This is a genomic window from Frigoribacterium sp. VKM Ac-2530, assembly GCF_015350835.1.
In the GTDB taxonomy this organism is placed as follows: Bacteria; Actinomycetota; Actinomycetes; order Actinomycetales; family Microbacteriaceae; genus Frigoribacterium.
In genome coordinates, this window is the sequence record NZ_JADKSE010000001.1 from 217,684 (window position 1) to 237,930 (window position 20,247).

21 protein-coding genes are annotated in these 20,247 nt (G+C 72.0%); 9 read left to right on the forward strand and 12 right to left on the reverse strand.

All coding sequences use genetic code 11. From position 1 onward, the window contains the following. Positions 1 to 16 precede the first annotated feature (16 nt). Together ITJ48_RS00960 and ITJ48_RS00965 are read right to left on the reverse strand one after the other, a co-directional pair. The gene (locus ITJ48_RS00960; RefSeq protein ID WP_194612071.1) at positions 17 to 862 is read right to left on the reverse strand and encodes a c-type cytochrome; all 846 of its coding nucleotides are present in this window, start codon (positions 860 to 862) and stop codon (positions 17 to 19) included. Positions 863 to 883: 21 nt separating this feature from the next. After that, positions 884 to 1,528, reverse strand: a complete 645-nt coding sequence (locus ITJ48_RS00965) for a heme-copper oxidase subunit III (RefSeq protein WP_123545607.1) — start codon at positions 1,526 to 1,528, stop codon at positions 884 to 886. 109 nt (positions 1,529 to 1,637) lie between these two features. Here ITJ48_RS00965 and trpD point away from each other — a divergent pair, with 109 nt between their 5' ends. After that, the gene (trpD, locus tag ITJ48_RS00970; RefSeq protein ID WP_133737451.1) at positions 1,638 to 2,690 is read left to right on the forward strand and encodes an anthranilate phosphoribosyltransferase; all 1,053 of its coding nucleotides are present in this window, start codon (positions 1,638 to 1,640) and stop codon (positions 2,688 to 2,690) included. Between the two features lie 124 nt (positions 2,691 to 2,814). Here the strand turns inward: trpD and glpK are convergent, their stop codons facing one another. Then, a complete protein-coding gene (glpK, locus tag ITJ48_RS00975; RefSeq protein ID WP_123545611.1) occupies positions 2,815 to 4,332 on the reverse strand; it encodes a glycerol kinase GlpK in 1,518 nt (505 codons plus the stop codon). 120 nt (positions 4,333 to 4,452) lie between these two features. Further along, positions 4,453 to 5,145 carry an MIP/aquaporin family protein gene (locus ITJ48_RS00980; protein WP_244644872.1) on the reverse strand — a complete coding sequence of 231 codons (693 nt, stop codon included), beginning with the start codon at positions 5,143 to 5,145 and terminating at the stop codon, positions 4,453 to 4,455. A 272-nt stretch (positions 5,146 to 5,417) separates the two neighbouring features. Between ITJ48_RS00980 and dhaK the strand changes: the two genes are divergently transcribed. The 3 genes from dhaK to dhaM are packed head-to-tail and all read left to right on the forward strand — an operon-like array spanning position 5,418 to position 7,847. Next, positions 5,418 to 6,419, forward strand: a complete 1,002-nt coding sequence (dhaK, locus tag ITJ48_RS00985; RefSeq protein WP_194612072.1) for a dihydroxyacetone kinase subunit DhaK — start codon at positions 5,418 to 5,420, stop codon at positions 6,417 to 6,419. A gap of 55 nt (positions 6,420 to 6,474) precedes the next feature. Continuing rightward, a complete protein-coding gene (gene dhaL, locus ITJ48_RS00990) occupies positions 6,475 to 7,146 on the forward strand; it encodes a dihydroxyacetone kinase subunit DhaL (protein ID WP_194612073.1) in 672 nt (223 codons plus the stop codon). Between the two features lie 2 nt (positions 7,147 to 7,148). Then, the gene (gene dhaM, locus ITJ48_RS00995; RefSeq protein ID WP_194612074.1) at positions 7,149 to 7,847 is read left to right on the forward strand and encodes a dihydroxyacetone kinase phosphoryl donor subunit DhaM; all 699 of its coding nucleotides are present in this window, start codon (positions 7,149 to 7,151) and stop codon (positions 7,845 to 7,847) included. 68 nt (positions 7,848 to 7,915) lie between these two features. Here dhaM and ITJ48_RS01000 read toward each other — a convergent pair whose 3' ends face one another. From ITJ48_RS01000 to ITJ48_RS01015, 4 genes are all read right to left on the reverse strand, one after another. Then, a complete protein-coding gene (locus ITJ48_RS01000) occupies positions 7,916 to 8,698 on the reverse strand; it encodes a pyrimidine reductase family protein (RefSeq protein ID WP_370544715.1) in 783 nt (260 codons plus the stop codon). Then, entirely contained in the window at positions 8,695 to 9,603 is a 909-nt protein-coding gene (folP, locus tag ITJ48_RS01005; RefSeq protein WP_370544716.1) for a dihydropteroate synthase, read from the reverse strand. The genes ITJ48_RS01000 and folP overlap by 4 nt, the downstream gene beginning before the upstream one ends. After that, the gene (gene folE, locus ITJ48_RS01010; protein ID WP_194612075.1) at positions 9,596 to 10,189 is read right to left on the reverse strand and encodes a GTP cyclohydrolase I FolE; all 594 of its coding nucleotides are present in this window, start codon (positions 10,187 to 10,189) and stop codon (positions 9,596 to 9,598) included. The genes folP and folE overlap by 8 nt, the downstream gene beginning before the upstream one ends. Positions 10,190 to 10,260: 71 nt before the next feature. Further along, positions 10,261 to 10,731, reverse strand: coding sequence for a hypothetical protein (locus ITJ48_RS01015; protein WP_194612076.1), 471 nt, complete (start codon positions 10,729 to 10,731; stop codon positions 10,261 to 10,263). A gap of 116 nt (positions 10,732 to 10,847) precedes the next feature. Between ITJ48_RS01015 and ITJ48_RS01020 the strand changes: the two genes are divergently transcribed. Beyond that, a complete protein-coding gene (locus tag ITJ48_RS01020; RefSeq protein ID WP_194612077.1) occupies positions 10,848 to 11,483 on the forward strand; it encodes a DUF6226 family protein in 636 nt (211 codons plus the stop codon). Positions 11,484 to 11,581: 98 nt separating this feature from the next. Here ITJ48_RS01020 and ITJ48_RS01025 read toward each other — a convergent pair whose 3' ends face one another. Both ITJ48_RS01025 and ITJ48_RS01030 read right to left on the reverse strand, forming a co-directional pair. Then, on the reverse strand, positions 11,582 to 12,037 hold the full coding sequence (locus ITJ48_RS01025; protein WP_370544717.1) for an NUDIX hydrolase: 456 nt from the start codon (positions 12,035 to 12,037) through the stop codon (positions 11,582 to 11,584). Between the two features lie 13 nt (positions 12,038 to 12,050). Further along, complete coding sequence (locus ITJ48_RS01030) at positions 12,051 to 12,818, reverse strand: SDR family oxidoreductase (RefSeq protein WP_194612078.1); 768 nt, start codon at positions 12,816 to 12,818, stop codon at positions 12,051 to 12,053. 159 nt (positions 12,819 to 12,977) lie between these two features. Here ITJ48_RS01030 and ITJ48_RS01035 point away from each other — a divergent pair, with 159 nt between their 5' ends. The 4 genes from ITJ48_RS01035 (at position 12,978) to ITJ48_RS01050 (ending at position 15,821) form a co-directional block, all read left to right on the forward strand. Then, positions 12,978 to 13,442, forward strand: a complete 465-nt coding sequence (locus ITJ48_RS01035; protein ID WP_197980631.1) for an NfeD family protein — start codon at positions 12,978 to 12,980, stop codon at positions 13,440 to 13,442. Between the two features lie 11 nt (positions 13,443 to 13,453). Continuing rightward, positions 13,454 to 14,578, forward strand: coding sequence for an SPFH domain-containing protein (locus ITJ48_RS01040; protein WP_228506180.1), 1,125 nt, complete (start codon positions 13,454 to 13,456; stop codon positions 14,576 to 14,578). After that, the gene (locus tag ITJ48_RS01045; RefSeq protein WP_194612079.1) at positions 14,578 to 15,369 is read left to right on the forward strand and encodes a glycerophosphodiester phosphodiesterase family protein; all 792 of its coding nucleotides are present in this window, start codon (positions 14,578 to 14,580) and stop codon (positions 15,367 to 15,369) included. Before ITJ48_RS01040 ends, ITJ48_RS01045 begins: the two co-directional genes overlap by 1 nt. A gap of 86 nt (positions 15,370 to 15,455) precedes the next feature. Beyond that, positions 15,456 to 15,821: an RNA polymerase-binding protein RbpA gene (locus tag ITJ48_RS01050; protein WP_123545626.1), complete on the forward strand. Its 366-nt coding sequence runs from the start codon at positions 15,456 to 15,458 to the stop codon at positions 15,819 to 15,821. 135 nt (positions 15,822 to 15,956) lie between these two features. On the opposite strand, the gene lnt is transcribed toward ITJ48_RS01050, so the two are convergent. Both lnt and ITJ48_RS01060 read right to left on the reverse strand, forming a co-directional pair. Further along, positions 15,957 to 17,624 carry an apolipoprotein N-acyltransferase gene (lnt, locus tag ITJ48_RS01055; protein WP_370544718.1) on the reverse strand — a complete coding sequence of 556 codons (1,668 nt, stop codon included), beginning with the start codon at positions 17,622 to 17,624 and terminating at the stop codon, positions 15,957 to 15,959. 96 nt (positions 17,625 to 17,720) lie between these two features. After that, a complete protein-coding gene (locus tag ITJ48_RS01060) occupies positions 17,721 to 20,243 on the reverse strand; it encodes an RNA helicase (protein WP_194612080.1) in 2,523 nt (840 codons plus the stop codon). Between the last annotated feature and the right edge of the window lie 4 nt (positions 20,244 to 20,247).

Below are 20,247 nucleotides of genomic sequence, written 5' to 3' on the forward strand. Positions count from 1 at the left end.
GCGGGAGAGCCGCGGGTCAGTTGGACCGGGCGGTGAGCCAGATGGTCACGGCGACGATCGCGCCGAGGCCGAAGATCCAGATGAAGAGGCCCTCGGCGACGGGGCCGAGGCTCCCGAGCTCGAACCCGCCGGGCGACGGGTTGTTCTCCAGGTACTTGAGGTAGGTGATGACGTCGGCCTTGTCCTGGGGGGACAGGTTGAGGTCGTTGAAGACGGGCATGTTCTGCGGGCCGGTGAGCATGGCCTCGTAGATGTGCGCGCCGCTGACGCCGTCGAGAGCGGGGGCGTACTTGCCCTCGGTGAGGGCGCCTCCTGCACCGGCGACGTTGTGGCACATGGCGCAGTTGATGCGGAACAGCTCGGCGCCGTTGCTGGTGTCGCCGTCGGCCTGCAGGTACTCCTCGTCGGGGATCGCGGGGCCGGGGGCCAGCGACGCGACGTAGGCGGCGAGGTCGTAGACCTGGTCGTCGGTGAACTGCGTGGGCTTCTCTTCTGCCTGGGGGCCGTTGGCCGCCATGGGCATGCGGCCCGTGCCGACCTGGAAGTCGACCGAGGCGGCGCCGACGCCGATGAGGCTGGGGCCCTCGCCCGTGCCGTCGGCGGCGAGGCCGTGGCAGGTGGCGCAGTTGGAGGCGAAGAGCTTCTGGCCCTCGTCGATGCTCTGCTGCGAGGCGGCGGAGGTGGTGCTCTCGTCGGCCGTGGCCGTCGACGAGAAGAGGGCGTAGGCACCGCCGGTGGTCAGCAGGCCGACCAGGAGGAGCGAGGCCGTGGCCAGGGGGCTGCGGCGACCGGTCTTGGCCGGGCGGCGCTTGGGCGTGCGGCCCTCGGGAGAGGACGAGGCTGCTGAGCTTTTGAGGAACATGCTGTGCGAGGGATCCAATGCCTATTTGAGGACGTAGACGACCATGAAGAGGCCGATCCACACCACGTCGACGAAGTGCCAGTAGTACGAGACGACGATGGCGGTCGTCGCCTCCTTGTGACCGAAGTTCTTGACGGCGAAGGCGCGGCCGATCGTGAGCAGGAACGCGATGAGCCCGCCGATGACGTGGGCCCCGTGGAAGCCGGTCGTCATGTAGAAGGCCGAGCCGTAGGCGCTCGAGCTGAGCGTGACGTGCTCGGAGATGAGGTGCGCGTACTCGAAGACCTGGAGGCAGATGAACGCGGCGCCCATGGAGTAGGTGAGGAAGAACCACTCGACCATGCCCCAGGAGCCGACCTGGAAGAGCTTGCCGGTGCGTCGTGCCTGCATGCGCTCGGCGGCGAAGACGCCGAACTGGCAGGTGACCGACGAGAGCACGAGCATGATCGTGTTCGTCAGGGCGAACGGCACGTCGAGCTTGGCGGTCTCGGCAGCCCACAGCCCCGGTGAGGTGCTGCGCAGCGTGAAGTAGATCGCGAAGAGGCCGGCGAAGAACATGACCTCGCTGCCGAGCCACACGATGGTGCCCACGGCAACCGTGCTCGGCCGGTTCACGACCGGTCCTGCAGAAGGTCTCGAGAGAGAGGTACTTGTCACGAGGACCATTATGCCTGGTAACCGGCCCAGGGTTTGCGCAGGAAACCCCGGGTGGTGGATTTTGCGTTGACGACGAGCTATGTGATGGGCCACCCTGTGCGCCGATAGCCTTGGCGGCATGATCCACGACCTGACCTGGCCCTTCCTCATCGACCAGCTGCTCTCCGGGCACGACCTCTCGATCAGCGAGGCGACCTGGGCGATGGAGCGCGTCATGGTGGGGGAGGCGACCCCGGCCCAGCTCGGCGCGTTCCTCGTGGCCCTCCGTGCCAAGGGCGAGACCGTCGACGAGATCGTCGGCTTCCGCGACGCCGTGCTGGCCCACGCGGTGCCGCTGCCCGTCGACTCCATGGCCGTCGACATCGTGGGCACGGGAGGCGACCGCTTCGGCACCGTGAACGTGTCGACGATGGCGTCCGTCGTCGTCGCGTCGACCGGCGTCCCCGTCATCAAGCACGGCAACCGCGCCGCCAGCTCGTCGTCCGGGTCCTCGGACGTGTTGGCTGCCCTCGGCATCGACCTGGGGCTCGGTGCCGACCGCGTCGCCGAGGTGCTCGGCGAGGTGGGGCTCACCTTCGCCTTCGCGGCGGCGTTCCACCCCGGGTTCGGCCACGCCGCCGCCGTCCGGCGCGAGATCGGCGTGCCCACGGTGTTCAACTTCCTCGGCCCGCTCGTCAACCCGGCACGGCCGGAGGCCAGCGCGGTCGGCGTCGCGTCGCCCGAGAAGGTGGCGCTCATCGTCGGCGTCTTCCAGACCCGAGGCGCGACCGCCCTGGTGTTCCGCGGCGACGACGGCCTCGACGAGCTGACGACCACGGGCCACAGCCACATCTGGGAGGTGTCGGCCGGCTCGGTGACCGAGCACGACCTCGACCCCCTCGAACTGGGCATCCCGCGCGCGGCCATCGCCGACCTGGTGGGCGGCGACGCCGAGCACAACGCCGGGGTGGCCCGTCGTGTCCTCGACGGCGAGACCGGACCCGTCCGCGACATCGTCCTGCTCAACGCCGCGGCCGGGCTCGTCTCGTACCGCCTCGCCCAGGACCCGAGCCAGCGCGACCGGCCGATCCTCGCCCGGTTCCGCGAGCAGCTGCTGGTCGCCGCCGAGGCGATCGACTCGGGCGCCGCCTCCCGCAAGCTGGCCGACTGGGTGGCCGCCACCCGGCGCTGAGTCGTGCCGACCGCCTCCTGCGTCTCGCCGGGTGAGACACGAGGCGGTGATCCTCCGGGGAACGACGGAGGGCCCGTTCCTGGCGGAACGGGCCCTCTTCTTGTCACCTCAGGGGAGGCTGGCGTCAGTTGACGTCCTCGTCGACCCAGTCGAAGGTCTTCGTGACGGCCTTCTTCCAGAGGCGGAGGGTGCGGTCGCGCTCGTCGGCCTCGATGTTCGGCGTCCAGCGCTTGTCCTCCTGCCAGTTCGAGCGCAGGTCGTCGAGCGTCTCCCAGAAGCCGACCGCGAGGCCCGCCGCGTAGGCGGCGCCCAGCGCGGTGGTCTCGGCGACGACCGGACGCACCACGGGCACGTTCAGGATGTCGGCCTGGAACTGCATCAGCGCGTCGTTGCCGGTCATGCCGCCGTCGACCTTGAGCTCGGTCAGGTCGACGCCCGAGTCGGCGTTGACCGCGTCGAGCACCTCGCGGGTCTGGAAGGCCGTCGCCTCGAGGGCGGCGCGAGCGATGTGGCCCTTGTTGACGTAGCGCGTCAGGCCGACCAGGGCGCCCCGGGCGTCCGAGCGCCAGTAGGGCGCGAACAGGCCGGAGAACGCGGGCACGAAGTAGACCCCGCCGTTGTCCTCGACGCTCTTGGCGAGCTCCTCGACCTCGGGCGCGGAGCCGATGATGCCGAGGTTGTCGCGCAGCCACTGGATCAGCGAGCCGGTGACGGCGATCGAGCCCTCGAGCGCGTAGTGCGGCGCCGCGTCGCCGAGCTTGTAGCCCAGCGTCGTGAGGAGGCCGTTCTTCGAGTGGACGATCTCCTCGCCCGTGTTGAAGATCAGGAAGTTGCCGGTGCCGTACGTGTTCTTCGACTCGCCCTGGTCGAACGCGGCCTGGCCGAAGGTGGCGGCCTGCTGGTCGCCGAGGATGCCGGCGATCGGGACCTCGCGGAGGAGGCTGGAGGCCTCGACCGTGCCGTAGACCTCGGACGAGCTCTTGATCTCGGGGAGCATCGAGCGGGGCACGTCGAAGGCCTCGAGGATGTCGTCGCGCCACTCGAGCGTCTCGAGGTCCATGAAGAGGGTGCGCGAGGCGTTGGTGACGTCGGTGACGTGCACGCCGCCGTCGGTGCCGCCGGTGAGGTTCCAGAGGACCCAGGTGTCGGTCGTGCCGAAGAGCAGGTCGCCGGCCTCCGCCTTCTCGCGGGCGCCCTCGACGTTCTCGAGGATCCAGACGACCTTCGTGCCCGAGAAGTAGGTGGCGAGCGGCAGGCCCACGACGGGCTTGAAGCGCTCGACGCCGCCGTCGGCCGCGAGGCGGTCGACGATCGACTGGGTGCGGGTGTCCTGCCAGACGATGGCGTTGTAGACGGCCTTGCCGGTGGTCTTGTCCCAGACCACGGCGGTCTCGCGCTGGTTGGTGATGCCGACGGCCTTGATGTTGTGGCGCGTGATGTCGGCGCGGGAGAGGGCCTGGCCGATGACCTCACGGGTGTTCTCCCAGATCTCGGCGGGGTCGTGCTCGACCCAGCCGGCGCGCGGGAAGATCTGCTCGTGCTCCTTCTGGCCGGTCGAGACGATCGAGCCGGAGTGGTCGAAGATGATGGCGCGGGTGCTGGTGGTGCCCTGGTCGATCGCCAGGATGTAGTCGTCGCTCACGGGTGGTTCTCCTTCGTCGTTGATGGTGTGCACCGGGCAGGGGAGACACGCCCCGGCCGTGGCCGGAGCGTGTCCCGGGTGTCCCCGCGGTGCAGTCGTGGAACGGGTGTGGCCGGCCTGCTAGCCGTTGATGAGGGGGAGGAGCGGGTACGACAGGAGCGCCGCGAGCGCACCGCCGACCAGGGGGCCCACGACGGGCACCCAGGCGTAGGACCAGTCGCTCGAGCCCTTGCCCTTGATGGGCAGCAGGGCGTGCGCGATGCGGGGACCGAGGTCACGGGCAGGGTTGATGGCGTAGCCGGTCGGGCCGCCGAGGGAGGCGCCGATGCCGACGACGAGGAGGCCGACGGCGAGGCCGCCGAGGGCGCCCAGGTTCGCCGGGGCCGCACTGCCGTTGGTGAACGCGATGATGACGAAGACCAGGACGAAGGTGCCGATGATCTCGGTGACCAGGTTCCAGCCATAGTTGCGGATGGCCGGGCCGGTCGAGAAGACGCCGAGCTTGGAGGCCGGGTCGGGCTCCTCGTCGAAGTGGTTCTTGTAGGCCAGCCACACGATGACCGCACCGAGGATCGCACCGATCATCTGCGCCGCGACGTAGACGAGGAACTGCGGGAAGTCGATGTTGCCGAGGATCAGCTGCGCGATGCTGACGGCGGGGTTGAGGTGGGCGCCGGAGGAGTACGACACCGAGATGCCGGCGAATACCGCGAGGCCCCAGCCGAAGTTCACCATCAGGGTGCCGCCGTTGAAGCCCTTCGACTTCGTGAGCGCCACGTTGGCGACCACGCCGCCACCGAGGGTGAGGAGCATGGCGGTGCCCACCAGCTCAGAGAGAAAAATCGTTCCCAGGTCCACGTCGACCTTCCTTAGTCGTCGGGCGGGGTGCCACTGTGCACCTCCGCGGTGAGCGTGTGGCATCACCATAGACCCGCGTGCGGCCCCGTCCGCCACCCGAATCACCACGGATGCACATATGTGCACGGGAGGCGTCGCGCGCCCTGCCTGCACGGGCCCTGCCCGGAGTAGCTTCGAGGCGCGACGGTGCCGCCCGTGCACCGCGCCCGTTCCAGGGAGGGACTTCGATGAAGAAGCTCATCAACGATCCGAAGGACGTCGTCGAGGAGGCGGTGGCCGGCATCGGCGCCGCTCACCCCGACCTGTTGGTCGTCTCGCACGACCCCACGTTCGTGCGCCGCGCCGACGCTCCCGTGGCGGGCAAGGTCGCGATCGTCAGCGGCGGCGGCAGCGGCCACGAGCCCCTGCACGCCGGCTTCGTCGGCCACGGCATGCTCAGCGCCGCCGTGCCGGGCCCCGTCTTCACCTCGCCCACGCCCGACCCGATCGTCGCCGCCACGCAGGCCGTCGACGGGGGAGCGGGCGTCCTCTACATCGTCAAGAACTACACCGGCGACGTCCTCAACTTCGAGACCGCGGCCGACCTGGCCGAGGCCGAGGGCATCACCGTGGCGTCGGTGCTCGTCGACGACGACGTCGCCGTCAAGGACTCCCTCTACACGGCCGGGCGTCGCGGCGTCGCCGGCACGGTCGTCGTCGAGAAGACGGCAGGTGCCGCGGCCGAGCGCGGCGACTCGCTCGAGCAGGTGGCCGAGGTGGCCCGGCGGACGAACGCCGCGACCAGGACGATGGGCGTCGCCCTCGCCGCCGGCGTCGTCCCGCACGCGGGCGAGCCGAGCTTCACGCTGGCCGACGACGAGGTCGAGATCGGCATCGGCATCCACGGCGAGCCCGGTCGCGAGCGCGTGCCGCTCGAGCCGGTGGACCGGATCGTCGACCGCCTGCTGGACGCGGTCCTCGACGACCTGGGCACCGCCTCCGGCGATCGCGTCCTGCTGTTCGTCAACGGGATGGGCGGGACGCCGCTCGTCGAGCTGTACGTCGCGTTCCGCCGCGCCGCGGAGGTGCTGGCAGAGAAGGGCGTGGAGGTCACGCGGACCCTCGTCGGCAACTACGTCACGTCGCTCGAGATGCAGGGCATGTCGATCACCGTGACGAGGCTGGACGACGAGCTGACCGAGCTGTGGGACGCGCCCGTCGAGACCGCGGCCCTGCGGCGCGGCCGCTGACCAGCCGTCCGCCACCGGACACCCGAGCAGACCAGACACCCGAGAGAAGGACGACATGACACTGGACTCCACCTGGGCCCGCCGCTTCGTCGAGCGCGCGGCCGACACCGTCAGCGAGAACCGGACGGCGCTCGTCGAGCTCGACCGCGAGATCGGCGACGGCGACCACGGCGAGAACCTCGAGCGGGGCTTCTCGGCCGTGCGCGCGAAGCTCGCGTCGCAGCCGGACGACGCCACGCCCGGCGCTCTGCTCAAGATGGTCGCGACGACCCTCATCTCGACCGTGGGAGGCGCCTCCGGGCCCCTGCTCGGCACCGCCTTCCTCAAGGGCGCGGGTGCTCTCGGCGACGCGACCGAGATCGACTCCGCCGGCGTCGCGGCCTTCGTGGCCGCGGCCCGGGACGGCGCCGTGCTCCGCGGCAAGGCCGAGGTCGGCGACAAGACCATGGTCGACGCCTGGACCCCCGCGACGGACGCGGCCAGGGCGGCCGCCGACGGAGGCAGCGAGCCCGCCGCCGTGCTGCGCGCGGCGGCCGACGCCGCGGCGGCCGGCGCCGAGTCGACCGAGCCGCTCGTCGCCCGCAAGGGACGAGCGAGCTACCTCGGCGAACGCGCGGTCGGCCACCGGGACCCGGGCGCGCAGTCGTCCGCGCTGATCCTGGCCGCCGCCGCGGACGCCGCCGACGACGTCGCGGCTGCCGCGACGACGACCTCCGGGGAGGCGTGACCATGGCCTCCGTCGGCATCGTCGTCGTCTCGCACAGCTCCAAGATCGCCGAGGGCACGGTGGAGCTCGCCCGTCAGATGGCGCCCACCACGACCCTCGTCGCCGCGGGCGGCACCGACGAGGGCGGCATCGGCACGAGCTTCGACGCCGTCTCCGCCGCGCTCGGCACCGCCGACGGCGGCGGGGGAGTCGTCGTGCTCTGCGACCTCGGCTCCGCGGTGCTCACCTCGGAGACGGCCGTCGACTTCCTCGACGACGCGGATCGCGAGCGCGTCGTCATCGTGGACGCGCCGATCGTGGAGGGCGCGGTGGCCGCGGCCGTCGCGGCCGAGACCGGCGGTTCGCTGGCCCAGGTCGCCGAGGCGGCCCGCAGCGCGACGGGCGTCGCGGACCCCCACGCCGACGAGCGGGAGCTGCGCGGCGGCGACGCGGTCGAGCGCTCCGCCGTGCTCGTGAACGCGTCGGGCCTGCACGCCCGTCCGGCTGCCGAGCTGGTGACCCACGCCTCCCGGTTCCAGGCCGACGTCACGGTGAACGGCGTCGATGCCAAGAGCCTGCTCCGCATCATGGGCCTGGGGCTCGGCATCGGGTCGACCGTGTCGCTCATGGCCACCGGACCGGACGCGCAGCAGGCGGTCGACGACCTCGTCGAGCTGATCGAGGGCGGGTTCGGCGAAGGCGTGGAGGCCCCGCAGGGCTGACGCGAGGAGGCACGACGCACCTCGGGCGGGGGAGCGGGGCCGATCTCGGTGCCGCTCCCCTCCTCGGGTCAGGCGGTCTGCTCCCGGTCGCGCACGTACCAGGTGAGCAGCTCGTCGCCGTCCTGCAGCACGTGGGCCAGCCGCATGCGCCGCAGCGGGCTCGAGTCGTCGCCCTCGGCACCCTGGCTGACGCGCAGGCCGTGGCCGCCCTCGAGCATCGGCGCGAGGGTGAGGAACAGCTCGTCGACGGCGTCGGCCCGCACCAGGTCGCCGAAGAGGCGAGGGCCGCCCTCGCAGTGCATCTGGGGCAGTCCGCGCTCGACCAGGGCGTCGCGCAGGAGGTGCGGGTCGACCCGCTCCTCGCCGCAGGCCACGACGTCGGCGACGCGCTCGAGCGCCCGACGTGCTCCGGGGTCGGCCCGGTCGGTGGTCAGGACGAGCGGCCGCACCGGCGCCTCCGTGAAGACGGTCGACTCGGGGTCGAGCCGGAGCGACCCCGAGACGAGGGCGAAGACGGGCTGCGGAGCGAGGCCGGCCTGCTCGCGCCAGGTCGCCGCGTCGTCGCTCAGCCGCATCGCGCCGTAGCCCTCGTCGCGGACGGTTCCGGCGCCGACGACGACGACGTCGGTGACGCGCCTCAGGAGGTCGAAGACCCGGCCGTCGGCCGGCCCGCCGAGCGAGCCGGAGACGCCGTCCGAGGTCGAGGCGCCGTCGAGGGTCGTCACGAAGTTGACGCGGAGGCACGGGCGGCTGCGGTCGCGGGGGGAGAGCGTCGCCAGCAGGTCCGCGTCGGTGAGGGGCGCCTCCTCGTGGCCGCCGGGGACCACGCGGACGACGCGCGGGCCGGTCACGAGGCGTTGTGCACGGCGTGCACGGGTCGTCGCCAGCCGAGGATCGCCTCGACCATGCGGGCGGCGTCGACGGCCGCGCGGGCGTCGTGCATCCGCACGATGCGGGCGCCGAGGAACACGCTGGCGACGGCGGCCGCCAACGAGCCGGCGAGGCGGTCGGGCTTGGCGCGGTCGAGGGACTCGCCCACGAAGTCCTTGTTCGAGACGGCCGCGAGCACGGGGTGCCCGAGCCCGGCCACCTCGCCGAGACGGCGGGTCAGCTCGAGGGTGTGGACGGTCGTCTTGTTGAGGTCGTGGCCGGGGTCGACGATGATCTGGTCCTCCCGGACACCGTGGGCGAGGGCGACGTCGACTCGGCGCGCGAGCAGGTCGGCCACCTCGACGACGACGTCGTCGTAGTGCGGCCGCGGGTGCGGTCGCCGCGGGGCGGCGAGGCTGTGCGTGACGACCAGTGTCGCGCCGCTGTCGGCCACGACGTCGGCGAGGCGCGGGTCGTGCAGCCCGGTCGTGTCGTTGACGACCCCGGCCCCGGCCTCGATCACCGCGGCGGCGACCTCTGGCCGGAACGTGTCGACCGAGATCACGACGTCGGACACGGCGGCGAGGGCCTGCACGACCGGCAGCACCCGGTCGAGCTCATCGGCAGCCGACAGCTCGGGGCCCGGCGCGAAGGGGACGCCCCCGATGTCGACCCAGTCGGCCCCGGCCTCGGCCGCGTCGACGGCCGCCTGCACGGCCGCGTCGAGCGCGAAGGTGCGGCCCTGGTCGAAGAAGGAGTCGGGGGTGCGGTTGACGACGGCCATCACGGCCACCTGACGGGAGAAGTCGAAGGTGCGGCGTCCGATCGTGCGCACCGGGAGGCGCAGCGGGGGAGCGATGAAGACAGGGAGCGAGGCCTCAGGCACGGTCGTCGCCCGCCGTGATCAGCGCGATCGCCTCGGCACGAGCGGCGGGCTCGGCGAGGGCGCCCCGGCTCGCGACGGTGACCGTCGAGCTGCCGACCTGCCGCGGGCCGCGCGTCGTGACGCAGCCGTGCACGGCGTCGAGGACGACGAGGACGCCGGCGGGGGAGAGGCCCTCGACGAAGGCGTCGGCGATCTCCTCGCCGAGGCGCTCCTGCAGCTGGGGCCGCGAGGCCAGGGCGTCGACCACGCGGGGCACGGTGCCGAGGCCGACGATGCGGTCGCCCGGCACGTAGGCCACGTGCGCCTGGCCCACGAAGGGCAGGAGGTGGTGCTCGCAGACGGACCGGAGCGCGATGCCGCGGACCACCACCAGCTCGCCGAGCTTCTCGGGGTCGGAGGCGACGGCCGACGAGCGCACGAGCTCGGCGGCGTCGACCTCGAGGCCGGCGAAGAACTCGGCGTACGCCTCGGCGACGCGTCGGGGCGTCGACAGGAGGCCCTCACGAGTGCCGTCCTCGCCGATGGCCGCGAGGATCTCGGTGACCGCCGCCTCGATGCGAGGGCGGTCGACGGGAGGCGGGGTCATCTCGCCATCCTGCCAGGTGGCCCGTCCGGCCTCGGCCCGCCGGAGGCAGTTCTCAGGAGGCCTGGGGGGAGTCAGCGCGAGTCGTCGCCGGGGGAGCCGTGCTGCTCGGCGGGGCGTGCCTCGTGGTGTCGCCGGCCGGGGCTGCGCCGCTCCTCCTTCATCTCGGACTCGAAGACGTGCCGTCTGCCGCCCGCGAGGGCGTCGCGCACGGTCTTCTCGCTGCGCCGGAACTCCGACCAGTAGGTGTCGTCGTAGTCCTCGACGATCTGGAACGTCCAGCGGCCCTCGACGACGTTGCGTCCGACCAGGTCGCGCTCCAGGGAGTCGGCGTGCTCGTCGTGGCCGGCCTCGCGGAGCAGGTCGACCGCCTCCCCGAGCGCCAGGTCGGCCTTGCCGGTGAGTCGGTGGAAGCCGTAGAGCAGGCCGCGGGCGTGCTCGACGACCTCGAGCGCCTCGGACAGCTTCCCGAGCGCGGCGATCGTCGCGTCGTCGACGCCGTCGGGTCGGAGGTGGGCGTCGTCGGGGGTCTCGTCGTCGGGCATGGGACGACTGAACACCGGGAGGCTGTCGGGCGGCAGGGAGGAGGGGGTACGGATCGGCGACGGGGACCGCGCCGCTGCGGCCGGGCGACCCGTCGTCGGATCGGTATCCTTCGGGCGTGCACGAGTACCTCCGTCCCGTCTTCGCCGAGTCGAGCGACCTCGACGGCGCGGACGTGGTGGGCGACGAGGCGGACCGGTTGCGCGAGGAGCGCTACCGCCCCGTGCACTCCGTCGCCCAGGCCCTCATCGAGCACGTCGACCGCGAGTACGACGTGCACGTCGACGCCCCGGTGGCGCTGCCGTCGGGGCACGCGCACTCGCTCGGGCACGACGTCTCGCGCATCGTGCGGATCGCGTCCGGGCGCCCCGGCGAGGTCACGGTGTGGGTCGTCTTCGGGACCGAGCCGGGAGTCCTCTCGGTCTTCGCCGGCTTCTTCAGCCAGTTCGACCTGTGGTTCTGCGGCTGCGAGGTCTGCGACGAGCCCTGGGAGGAGATCGCGGAGTCTCTGGAGGAGGTCGTCCTGGGCCTGGCCGGCGGGGGCGTGGCCGAGAGCCTCGGCCCTGGACGGTCCGGACGTGCTCGCTGGGCCCTGACCCGCTGGCGCAGGGACTGGTCGGGGACGGCGCCGTCGCTGGGCGTGCGTCGACGCGAGCGGCGCCGGTGGGAGGACCAGCTGGCGCAGCTGCCCGACGGTCGCTGGTCCGGCTGGACCGTCCGTGCCGATGCGGATGCCGATCACGCGGACGCGTGAGGCGTGAGGCGTGGGTAGGGGCGAGGAGTGGTCCGGACAGGCGAGCTGACATAATGTGCATTATCAGCGCCTAACTGAGGGACCGAGAGGGGTGCTCCTCAGCCTCGGGAGAGCACGTCGCGCAGCAACGTCGTCAGGTCGGCCGGCTCGACCGGCTCGGCGGTCGCGTCGAGCTCGTCGAGCGTCCACCAGCGCGACTCGAGGATGTCGACGCGCTCGTCGTCGGTCCAGCCCGAGTCGACGACCTCGAAGTGCGGCAGCCGCACGACGAAGAACTCGGCGTGGCCGTGCGTGTGGTCGGCGTCGTCCCACGGGACCTCGAAGTCGTCGACCCGCACGACGGGCCCGACGTCGGCGACGACCTGACCGGTCTCCTCGAGCAGCTCCCGCACCGCGGCCTGCGGGTGGTCCTCACCGGGGTCGACTCCCCCGCCGGGCGTGATCCAGCGGGAGTGCCCGCTCGTGTCGGGCGCCTTCGTCCGCATCAGCAGCAGGCGGTCGTCCTCGTCGAGGACGAGGAGGCGGGAGGTCGGTCGGACGACGCGCTCGGTCACGAGGTGCCCCGTCTCAGACCAGCGGGGCGAAGTCGCTCGTGTCGCCCACGTAGCGCGTGTGGTCGGCCGGGATCGGGTCGACCGCAGCGGAGGCGACCTCGGCGGCGAACTCGGCGACGTTGTACAGCTTGCCGGCGCTCTCCTTGCGCGACGAGATCGCGCCCGGGTTCGAGCGCTCGAGCAGCGTCGCGGTGATCGTGCCCTCGATCATGTCGCCCGACACGACGACGAACTCGACGCCGGCGGCCTCGAGCTGCGGCAGCATCTCGCGCAGGGCGTCCTCCCCCGCGCGCTTGCTGAGGGCGACGGGCAGGTACTCGGGCATCGTCTCGGTCGTGCGGATGAAGTGCGCCTGGTGGCTCGTGACGAACACGACGCGCGAGCCGGGCGCCATCAGCGGCAGGGCCGCCGTGAGCAGGGCGACCTGGGCGTCGCGGTTCAGCTTGAGCGCGTAGTCCTCGGCCATGCCGGTCTCCATGCCGCCCGACGCGTTCATGACGAGCACGTCGAGGCCGCCGAACGCGTCGCGCACCTGCGCGAACATGGCGTCCAGGCTCTCGGCGTCGGTGAGGTCGGCGCCGACGGCGATCGCCTCGCCGCCTGCGGCCTCGATCTTGCCGACGAGCTGGAGCGCGCGCTTCTCCTTGTTGCGGAAGTTGACGACCACGCGGGCGCCGGCCTCGGCGAGGTAGCCGACCGTGTCGGCGCCGATGCCCCGGGACGAGCCCGTGACGAGGGCGCGCTTGCCGGTGAGGGATCCTGCGGCGAGGGGGTTGGACACGGTGGGCTCCAGACTGTCGTGGGGGCGTGCGGCGGGTCGCGACGGACCGCCTCGAGACTATCGGTCCTCGTCCGGCTGTCGGTCGCCCCTGATACCGTCGACGACACGGTGCATCGACCACGCAGTGGGTCGACCGCACGCGAGACGAAGGAGGCCGACGTGGACGTCGTCACCCAGTGGGCGTGGCTGATCTGGATCGGGCTGCTCCTCGTCTTCGTCGTGGTCGAGGTCACGACCCTCGAGCTCACGTTCCTCATGCTGGCGATCGGCAGCGCGGGCGGCCTGCTGGCCGGCCTCTTCGGGGCGCCGTGGTGGCTGCAGGTCATCGTCGCCGGGCTGATCGCCGTCCTGCTGCTCTTCACCGTCCGGCCTCCCCTGCTCCGGGCGCTCGGCAAGGGCGGCGACCCGACGCCCAGCAACCTCGCGGCCCTGATGGGCATCCGCGGCACGGTCGTCGTGCCGATCGGCGTCGACGGCGGCCAGGTCAAGCTCGCGAACGGCGAGACGTGGACCGCCCGCCTCCTCCCCTCTCCCCCGGCGTCGGCCGGGATCGTCCTCGACACCGGCGCGCCGGTCGTCGTCACCGCCATCGAGGGGTCGACCGCCCTGGTCGTCCCCGCCTGAAGGGACTGACCATGGACCCCACCACCATCGTGACCGTCGCCGTCGTCGCGATCGTCGTCGTCTTCGTGCTCGTCGTGCTGTTCCGAGCCGTGCGGATCATCCCGCAGGCCAGCGCGGGCGTCGTCGAGCGGCTCGGCAAGTACCACAAGACCCTCATGCCGGGGCTCAACCTGCTCGTCCCGTTCATCGACCGGGTCCGGCCGCTGATCGACATGCGCGAGCAGGTCGTGTCGTTCCCGCCGCAGCCGGTCATCACCGAGGACAACCTGGTGGTCTCGATCGACACGGTCGTCTACTTCCAGGTGACGGACGCCCGGGCGGCGACCTACGAGATCGCCAACTACCTCGGGGCGGTCGAGCAGCTGACCACGACGACCCTCCGCAACGTCGTCGGCGGGCTCAACCTCGAAGAGGCCCTCACGAGCCGCGACAACATCAACGGCCAGCTCCGCATCGTCCTCGACGAGGCCACCGGCAAGTGGGGCATCCGCGTCGGACGCGTCGAGCTCAAGGCGATCGACCCGCCTTTGTCCATCCAGGACTCGATGGAGCAGCAGATGCGCGCCGAGCGGAACCGTCGTGCCGCGATCCTCACCGCCGAGGGCACGAAGCAGTCGCAGATCCTCGAGGCCGAGGGCTCCCGCCAGTCGGCGATCCTCCGGGCCGAGGGCGACGCCCGGGCACAGGTGCTGCGCGCACAGGGCGAGGCCGAGGCCATCGAGACCGTCTTCAACGCCATCCACCTCGGCGACCCCGACCCGAAGCTGCTCGCCTACCAGTACCTCCAGACGCTGCCGAAGCTCGCCGAGGGCTCGGCGAACAAGCTCTGGATCATCCCGAGCGAGCTGACCGAGGCGCTCAAGGGCATCGGCTCGGGCTTCTTCGCCCCGAAGGACCCGTCGGCGCCCGGCTGGGTCGACCGCGGCACGACGAAGGTGTCCGAGACCGAGCAGACGCCCGACCTCGCGACCACGGTCGACCTCGGCAGCGAGCCCGACCTGGGCTTCCCGACCGTCACGCGTCCCGGGGCCGGTGACCTGCCCGGGTCCGCCGGCACGGCCGGGACGTCGGGCACGACCGGCTCCTCGGACGGCAGCACCGACGTGCCGCCCACCGCTCCCCCGGCCGCTCCCTAGTGGAGCCGGCCCGCGCCTCCGTCTGGTTCGAGGGCCCGGCACCGCGGGTGCTGGCGCACCGCGGCCTGGCCCTCTACGTGCCCGAGAACACGACGGCGTCGTTCCTGCAGGCGATCGCGGCGGGCGCGCTCTACGTCGAGACCGACGTCCACGCGACGAGCGACGGCGTCGCCGTCGTGAGCCACGACCCCGACCTCTCGCGGGTCGCGGGTCGTGACGTCTCGGTGCACGACCTCACCCTGGCCGAGGTCCGGCTGGTCCGACTCGATGACGGCTACGAGATGCCGACCCTCGAGGAGGCGCTGGACGCGTTCCCCGAGACCCGCTTCAACATCGACGTCAAGGTCGCCGAGGCCGTCGACCCGACGATCGACGCGGTGCGGCGGGCACGGGCCGAGCACCGCGTCCTGCTCACCTCCTTCGACCAGCGCATCCGACGGCGGGTGCTGGCCGAGCTCCCCGGCGTCGCCACCTCGGCGTCGTCCTGGGGCGTCGTCGCCGTCGTCGCCCTCGGCGCCGTGCCCGTCACGTCGATCCGGCTAAGACTGATGGCCCGTGCGCTCCGTGGCTGCGGGGCCGTCCAGGTGCCCGAGCGCCAGGGCCCGCTCCGCGTCGTCACCCGTCGCCGGGTCCGCGACCTCGAGGCGATCGGTGTCGAGACCCACGTCTGGACCGTCAACGACCCCGTCGCCATGCGCCGTCTGCTCGCCCTCGGCGTGCACGGACTCGTGTCCGACAGGGCCGATCTCGCCCTCGCGGAGGTGCGGGCGGCCACTGCCAGGGCACTGTGAGCGGACTGTGAATCCGTCTCGGATGAAACAGGCGGACCCGACCTGACGTTACAACGGGAGATTGCAACGCGAGAGGAGACCACACAATGGCAGATCGCAGTTTGCGTGGCATGCGGCTCGGCAGTCAGAGCCTGCAGAGCGAAGAGGGCGTGGAGTTCTCACCCCGGAAGCGTGCCGTCTACCAGACGGCGGACGGCACGGAGTTCGACATGGTCTTCGCGGCCGACGCGGAGATCCCCGACATCTGGCAGTCGCCCAAGAGCGGCCAGGAGGGTCGTCTGCTCGCCGCGGACGGCAAGCCCGTCGAGATCGAGGCCGGAGACGTCAAGGTGCCCAGGAGCCACTGGGACATGCTGCTCGAGCGACGCAGCCGTGAGGAGCTCGAGGAGCTCCTCGAGGAGCGTCTGACGTTCCTCCGCGCGCGTCGCGGCAAGCAGGCCATCGGAGCCTGAGGCTCGCCCTCCGAGTTCCGGCCCGCTCCCCCACCATCGGCCCCGGTCGTCGTCACGACGCCGGGGCCGATGTGCGTCCGGTCGCCGGTCCTGACGGCCTGCCGGTCGTGACGCCGTGCGTCCCGTGCGGCTTCGTCAGCGGCGGCGGCCGCGCCGCACCGAGTCGAACTGGCCGGGGTCGTCCAGCTCGTCCTCGAGGGCCACGGACTTCTCGGCGGCCAGCCGCGGCGTGGTGAGCTCCGCCCACGGAGCCGAGGTGAGGAGACGGCGGCGTCGGCTCCGACGACCGCCGATCAGCACCCGCGAGAGGACCAGCAGGGCGAGCCCGAGGAACGAGACGAACAGCTCGATCGCCCGGCTGTCGACGACCGCGGGCGTCGTCCCGGTGCCGAGGTCGACCATGTGGACCATGGTGCCGGCCGTGAAGTCCTGGACGCCGGCGACGATGTCCCCCTGCGCGTCGATGACCCGGCTGGAGGCGATGGTCGAGACGTTGACGACCGGGCGCGCCGTCTCGATGGCCCGCAGCCGGGCGATCGCGAGCTGCTGGGCGTTCTCGTCGGTGTCGCCGAAGTCGGCGTTGTTGGTCTGCGCGATGATCACCTGGGCGCCGTCGCGCATCATGTTCGTGACGAGCTGGTCGTCGACGATGTCGAAGCAGATCGAGATGCCGGCGGTGAAGTCGCCGATCGTCATCGCCTCAGGTCGTGTGCCGGGCGTGTAGTCGCGGGCGATGAGGTCGATGAGGTCAGGTGCGAAGGGCCGCCAGAAGGAGCGGTCGGGCACGTACTCGCCGAACGGGATCGGGTGCTTCTTGTCGTACTGCCCCTGCACCTCGCCGTCGTCCCAGAGGACGGAGGAGTTCCAGACGGTCTCGCCGTCGTCGCTCTGCGTGATGACGCCCGACAGGAGGGGCGCGTCGTATCCCGTCGTGATGGCGTCGAAGACGTAGCGGCCGTACGCGTCGCGGGTGGGGTCGCGGTCGCTGCCGCCCTCGGGCCAGACGACGAGGTCGAGGTCGTCGCCGGACTGGAGGCCGCTCATCGCGAGCACCTGCGAGTTGAGCAGGTCGCCCTGCTCCCTCTCGTCGAAGTAGCCGGCCGGTCCGTTGCCCTGCACGCCGGCGATGCGGGCGGTGCCGCTCGACGACGTGGGCCAAGCGGGGACGGCGAGCACGGCGACGACGGCGATCGCGCCGGCCAGCAGCCGGGTCGCGCGGGGCAGCGTGACCATGAGGGCGAGCTGGATCAGCGCCGCGACGAGGGCCACCATGAGGAAGCTCAGCCCGGAGATGCCCACCCACGCCACGAGCCCGGCGAACGGGCTCTGCGACTGGCTGAGCGCCATGCGGCCCCACGCGAACCCGCCGTAGGGCCAGTTGCCGGCGACGAACTCGCGGAGGGTCCAGAGGCCGGCCACGACGACCGGGACGACGACGGCCTGGCCGACGAGTCCGGGCCAGATGCGCGGCACCCAGCGGTAGGCGAGGGCGATGAGCACGGCCCCGCCGCCGAAGAAGAGGGCCTCGAGCGTCGAGAGCGCGGCCCACGGCAGCAGCCCGAGGTAGAGGGTCGCCCAGAAGATGTGGACGAGGTAGAACGAGAGCCCGGCCACGAGGCCCACGAGGAAGGCTCCCCCGGCCCGGCGGCCACGCAGGGACACCAGCACGAGGGCGATCCCGACGAAGGCGAGGGGCCACACGTCGCCGTCGGGGAACCCCGCGTCGAGCACGACCCCGGCCCCGGCCGCCACGAGGACGGCCACCCAGAGCGGCAGGCGGAAGTCGGTCACGCGGAGGGGCACCGTGCGATCCTACGGGGGCGAGGCTGGGAGGCGGGGCGCGCCTCCTGCAGGCCCAGAGCGACCCTGCGGAGCCGGCTCGGACCGCCGAGCCCCGCCTCAGACCGCCGAGTAGGAGACGATCCCGCGCCGGACGGCGTCGAGGGCACGGCGGGCGATCGGCCCGACCGGCAGGTCGGCGACGACGGACAGCTGGTCGAGCAGGTCGATGGTCTGCTTCGTCCAGCGGACGAAGTCGCCCGCGGCGAGCTCGGCGTCCTCGAGCACGGAGTCGAGGTCCGCTCCCCGGGCCCACCGGTGCATGGCCAGCGCGAGGCCGGGGGCCGGCGGGTTGCTGCCGGGCAGACGGTGTTCTTGCTCGAGGTCGTCGAGCTCGGCCCAGAGCTTCTGCGTCTCGTCGAGGGCCTCGCGGTACGCGCCGCGGGGCAGGAACCGCTCGCTGAGCTGGCCCTCGTCGCGGCGGGGCTCGTAGACGAGGGTGGCGGCCATCGCCGCCATCGAGGGCACGTCGAGCGCGTCCCAGAGCCCGAGTCGCAGGCTCTCGGCGACGAGCAGGTCGCGGTCGCCGTAGATGCGGCGGAGGGTGCGCCCCGTCGACGTGACGGCGACCTCGGCCGTGCGGTCGCTGCCGCGCCTCGACGAGCCGGGTGCGGCCGCACCGGACGTCGAGGAGCGTGGTGACGTGGGCTCGAGGTAGCCGCGGTCGAGCAGCACGTCGGTAACCCGGTCGAAGACCTTCGCCACGGCGCCGGTGCGCCCCCGGATCTGGGCCGAGAGCTGGTCGGTCTGCTTCTTGAGCTTCCACCAGCGCTCGGACCAGCGGGCGTGCTGCTCGCGCTCGGGGCAGGCGTGGCAGGGGTGCTGCCGGAGGCGACGGCGGAGGTCGGCGAGGTGCCGCTGGCGCTTGTCGTGCTCAGCCCGGGACTGCGCGTCGGCTCGTGCGGCGCCCTGCTTCTCGAGGTCGCCGAGCTCGCGACGGATCGTGGTGTACTCGCCGAAGTCGCCCAGGTGGCACTGCATGCTGCGGGCGTAGCCGTCGAGGCTCTCCTGCTGCGTCCGGACCTTGCGGGCGAGGTCGACGACGGCGCGGTCGGCCTGGAACTGGGCGAACGACGTCTCGAGCACCTCGCGGGTGCGCGACCGGCCGAACTGCTCGATCAGGTTGACCGCCATGTTGTAGGTCGGGCGGAAGCTGGAGTTCATCGGATAGGTGCGCCGGGAGGCGAGGCTCGCGACCGCCTGCGGGTCGAGGCCCTGCTGCCACTGGATGAGGGAGTGGCCCTCGACGTCGATCCCCCGCCGCCCGGCGCGGCCGGTCAGCTGGGTGTACTCCCCCGGCGTGATCGGCACGCGGGCCTCGCCGTTGAACTTCTCGAGCTTCTCGAGCACGACCGTTCGCGCGGGCATGTTGATGCCGAGAGCCAGGGTCTCGGTGGCGAAGACGACCTTGACGAGCTTCTTCTGGAACAGCTCCTCCACCACCTCCTTGAAAGCGGGCAGCAGGCCGGCGTGGTGCGCGGCGACCCCGCGCTCGAGCCCGTCGAGCCACTGCCAGTAGCCGAGCACGGCGAGGTCCTCGTCACGGAGCGTGCGGCACCGGGCCTCGACGATCTCGCGGATCTCCCGGCGCTGGTCGGCGGTGGTGAGGCGGATGCCCGAGCGCAGCACCTGCTTGACGGCCTGGTCGCAGCCGACGCGGCTGAAGACGAAGAAGATGGCCGGGAGCAGGTTCTGGTCGTCGAGCATCTCGACGATCTTCCAGCGGTCGAGGCGACCCTGGGCGTGCTGCGTCGGCGGCACGACGTGGCCGCGCGGGCCGCGGCCCGAGAAGCCGTCGCGACCGCCGCGCTCGCGCCGGCTACCGCCTCCTCGTCTCGACAGCGAGGTGGCCCGCAGCAGCTCGGGGTTGACGCGGTTGGTCGCCGCCTGCCCGCTCGAGTCGAACAGGTCGAGGAACTTGCCCCCGACGAGGACGTGCTGGTCGAGGGGCACCGGGCGGTCCTCGGAGACGATCACGTCGGTGCCGCCGCGGACGGTCTGCAGCCAGTCGCCGAACTCCTCGGCGTTCGACACGGTGGCGCTGAGCGAGATGAGGCGCACGTCGAGCGGGAGGTGGATGATCACTTCTTCCCACACGGCGCCGCGGAAGCGGTCGGCCAGGAAGTGCACCTCGTCGAGGACGACGTAGCGGAGGTCGTCGAGCATCTCGGAGCCCGCGTAGATCATGTTGCGGAGCACCTCGGTCGTCATCACGACGATGCGCGCACGGGAGTTGACGTTCGTGTCGCCGGTGAGCAGGCCGACCTCGGACGCCCCGTACTCGGCCACCAGCTCCTGGAACTTCTGGTTGCTCAGCGCCTTCATCGGCGCGGTGTAGAAGACCTTGTCGCGGGGGTGCTGCATCGCGAGGTGGATGGCGAACTCGGCGACCAGCGTCTTGCCCGCACCCGTGGGCGCGGCGACGAGGACGCTCGAGCCCTCCTCGACGGAGGCGCAGGCCGCCTCCTGGAACGGGTCGAGGGAGAAGCCGAGGCGCGACCGGAACGACTGCAGCTGCGGCGTGCGGACGCGGTTCTTCGAGGCGGCGAAGCGGGCGGCCGGGCTGAGGTCGCTGCTGGTCATGGGG

Bases quoted from the DNA above. Each gene is read 5' to 3' on its own strand.
- ITJ48_RS00960 (WP_194612071.1), bottom strand. From the start codon at position 862: ATGTTCCTCAAAAGCTCAGCAGCCTCGTCCTCTCCCGAGGGCCGCACG.
- ITJ48_RS00965 (WP_123545607.1), bottom strand. From the start codon at position 1,528: ATGGTCCTCGTGACAAGTACCTCTCTCTCGAGACCTTCTGCAGGACCG.
- trpD (WP_133737451.1), top strand. From the start codon at position 1,638: ATGATCCACGACCTGACCTGGCCCTTCCTCATCGACCAGCTGCTCTCC.
- ITJ48_RS00980 (WP_244644872.1), bottom strand. From the start codon at position 5,145: ATGCTCCTCACCCTCGGTGGCGGCGTGGTCGCCAACGTGGCGCTCACG.
- dhaK (WP_194612072.1), top strand. From the start codon at position 5,418: ATGAAGAAGCTCATCAACGATCCGAAGGACGTCGTCGAGGAGGCGGTG.
- dhaL (WP_194612073.1), top strand. From the start codon at position 6,475: ATGACACTGGACTCCACCTGGGCCCGCCGCTTCGTCGAGCGCGCGGCC.
- dhaM (WP_194612074.1), top strand. From the start codon at position 7,149: ATGGCCTCCGTCGGCATCGTCGTCGTCTCGCACAGCTCCAAGATCGCC.
- folE (WP_194612075.1), bottom strand. From the start codon at position 10,189: ATGACCCCGCCTCCCGTCGACCGCCCTCGCATCGAGGCGGCGGTCACC.
- ITJ48_RS01015 (WP_194612076.1), bottom strand. From the start codon at position 10,731: ATGCCCGACGACGAGACCCCCGACGACGCCCACCTCCGACCCGACGGC.
- ITJ48_RS01040 (WP_228506180.1), top strand. From the start codon at position 13,454: ATGGACCCCACCACCATCGTGACCGTCGCCGTCGTCGCGATCGTCGTC.
- ITJ48_RS01050 (WP_123545626.1), top strand. From the start codon at position 15,456: ATGGCAGATCGCAGTTTGCGTGGCATGCGGCTCGGCAGTCAGAGCCTG.
- ITJ48_RS01060 (WP_194612080.1), bottom strand. From the start codon at position 20,243: ATGACCAGCAGCGACCTCAGCCCGGCCGCCCGCTTCGCCGCCTCGAAG.